2 protein-coding genes are annotated in these 3,347 nt (G+C 41.2%); both read left to right on the plus strand.

Going from position 1 to position 3,347, the window contains the following annotated elements; genetic code table 11:
• Nucleotides 1-445, plus strand: a 445-nt coding sequence (locus ACTHJT_RS15395; protein ID WP_440239801.1) for a T9SS type A sorting domain-containing protein, incomplete at its 5' end; no start/stop codon positions are given.
• Nucleotides 446-764: 319 nt separating this feature from the next.
• The coding region (locus ACTHJT_RS15400) for a sialate O-acetylesterase (RefSeq protein ID WP_440239803.1) at nucleotides 765-3,347 on the plus strand (2,583 nt) is incomplete at its 3' end.

Raw genomic sequence — 3,347 nt, forward strand, 5'->3', positions numbered from 1 at the left:
TATTGTTTTAGTTGAGTATCTGGATGGCAATACGGTTATCGGTTCAAGTACATCTGCTCCATATAGCTTTGACTGGAACAATCCATCGGCGGGCGATCACGTAATTACAGTCCGTGTGACCGACAGCAATGGCGGGATCACAGTTTCAGCACCGGTGACAGTTACCTCAGAGCCCGTATCAACAGGCGTTCAGTCATCGAATACACTGAATGCGAATGTTTATCCGAACCCGGCAAACGGCATCGTCTTTATAGAATCAGATAGAGACTTATCAGGAGCAAGCATTACACTGGTAGATGTGATGGGTAATGAGCACGTAATCACTCAAAGTGCAAATGGTTTGGGAGCACAGGTAGATGTAAGCAGGCTTTCAGACGGAGCATATGTGCTGATCATTAAAAAAGATAATGCTGTCATGAGAAAGAAAATAACCGTAATCAGATAGTTTAAATTTTCCGATTTTAGTTTAGTTAGTTGTAAATCGTAAGGGATATTATTTTATCCTTTACGATTTTTGTTTTTAACAATGATTAGCGTTCTTCCGAAATTTTTTATTTTTTTTATAAATATTTCATTAATAACTGGTGACTTTTTAATACTTATCCCGTAGCCTGTTAGATTTATTATAAAACAGGTGATACGTGCTTTTTCTATCAGCCGAAATACTATTTGATTTTTACGGCCTGTTCATCTGTTTATAAAATCTGGTTTATAAAAAAGCTAACTGAATGATTCACGGTCGAACCTGCTAAATGTAAAAATATATGCGATTGAAAAAAAATATCAAACTAATATGCTTTTGTTTCGCTTTTTTCTTGTACGCACGATCATATGCTCAAGACCCTAATTTTCATATTTACCTTGCTTTTGGGCAATCGAACATGGAAGGAAATGGAGTAATAGAAGCACAGGATCAAACAGGTGTAGATAATAGATTCCAGGTAATGGGTGCTGTAAATTGTACGGGAGCAAAGTCTTATACAATAGGAAAATGGACAACAGCAACACCGCCTATAGTAAGGTGCAATACAGGTCTGGGTCCCTTGGATTATTTCGGCAGAACAATGGTTGCCAACATCCCGGCAAATATAAAGATAGGGGTTGTACCCGTTGCGATTGGCGGGTGCGATATTGCTTTATTTGATAAAGTAAATTATGGGGCATATGTTGCAACTGCACCATCCTGGATGGTGGGTACCATAAATCAGTATGGCGGTAATCCCTATGCACGCTTAGTTGAAGTAGCTAAGCTGGCGCAGAAGGATGGTGTTATTAAAGGAATATTATTCCATCAGGGAGAAACAAATAATGGCCAGCAGGATTGGCCCAATAAAGTAAAAGCTATATATGATAATTTAATTAAAGACCTGGGTTTGGATCCCACTAAAACTCCATTTTTAGCAGGTGAATTAGTAACAACAGCAGAAGGTGGTGCATGCGGCGGGCATAACTCCATTATTGCAAAGTTACCCGGCATAATTCCTAATTCATATGTTATATCCGCAGCCGGTTTACCTCACAAGGGTGATAATTTACATTTTACTCCGGCTTCTTACCGTACGCTTGGACAGCGTTATGCGCAGCAGATGTTGAAGCTGCCTGCTTATGCGGCTACGCAGACAATGGCTACTAATCCAATCATTGATGCAGACGTTCCGGATATAGCCATCGTTCGTGTAGGAAATAATTATTATATGAGCAGTACAACCATGCATATGAATCCGGGTGTACCCATCATGAAATCTACCGATCTGGTGAATTGGCAGATGGTGAATTATTGTTATTCTACATTAGCCAGTACCGATGGCTTAAATCTGGCCAACGGAAAGCAGGAGTATGGCCATGGTTCCTGGGCCAGTAGTATCCGATATCAGAATGGGATGTATTATGCATCTACTTTTTCCAGTAGTACAGGCAAAACGTACATTTATAAAACTGCAAACATTGAAGGTGGTTCATGGACGGTATCCGTCCTGAATAGTGCCTATCATGATTGTAACCTTTTCTTTGATGATGATGGCCGTGTTTACTTGATCTATGGACAAGGAGATATTAAAATTATTGAATTGACCGCAGATGCATCGGCAATCAAATCCGGTGGTACTAATAAAACGCTGATTACAAATGCCGGTGCTATTGCCGGCCCCATTGGTTTGAATGCAGAAGGGTCGCAGGTACTGAAACATAATGGATATTATTACATTAATAATATCTGTTGGCCGAATGGCGGCATGCGTACACAGATTGTTCACCGGAGCTCAAGTCTTACTGGTACGTATGAAGGTAAAGTAATATTTAAAGATCAAGGCGTGGCGCAAGGTTCTTTTATAGATACTCCTGCCGGTAAGTGGTATGCCTATCTGTTTAAAGATAGCGGAGCGAAGGGAAGGGCACCTTATCTTGTTCCCATGACCTGGGTAAATGACTGGCCGGTTTTAAGTGCAGTACCTTCAACCCTTGATATTCCTAAAGGTGAAGGAGGCATGCATAACATTGTTACGTCTGATGAGTTTTCCAGTACTTCACCTCTTCAGTTGGCGTGGCAATGGAATCATAATCCTCAGAACAATTATTGGTCACTATCACAAAGAAACGGTTATCTGCGATTAACGAACGAACGTACAGATCCGAATGTATTAATGACTACGAATACATTGACACAACGTACATTCGGTCCCCAATGTTCAGGCTATACAGCTATTGATGTATCGGGTATGAAAGATGGTGATTATGCCGGCTTGGTAGCATTGCAAAAGCAGTATGGATATGTAGGGGTGAAAATGACCGGTTCAACAAAGTCTATTATTATGGTAAACGGAAATGATGTAACCGGAACTCCAAATCAGGTTGCCAGCCTTCCTTTAAATCAGAATACTGTATATGTACGGATTGATATGGATTACAGGAATCAGACAGACAAAGCGTATTTTTATTACAGTTTAGATGGCAGCACCTGGCAATCAATTGGCAGCATGCTTCAAATGTCTTATACCATTCCGCAATTTATCGGATATCGCTACGGACTTTTTACATATGCGACCAACGCTGCGGGTGGATACGCTGATTTTGATTTTTTCAGGGTCGGTGCAAATATTACAGAAGCCTCCACGGTTATCAATAATAATCCCGTTCCCGCAGTTACCCTGACGGCGCCGTTGAATAATGCCGTATATACGGAAGGAGATAATATTACAGTGAATGCCACGGCAACCATCACAAGCGGCAGTATCAGCAAGGTAGATTTTTATAACGGCACAACATTACTTGGCACCGATGCCGCAGCCCCTTATACGTATACAGTCACAGCAGCCGCAGCAGGTAATTATACCATCACCGCGAAGGCCACC

Source organism: Cytophaga sp. (assembly GCF_051961495.1).
In the GTDB taxonomy this organism is placed as follows: Bacteria; Bacteroidota; Bacteroidia; order Cytophagales; family Cytophagaceae; genus Cytophaga.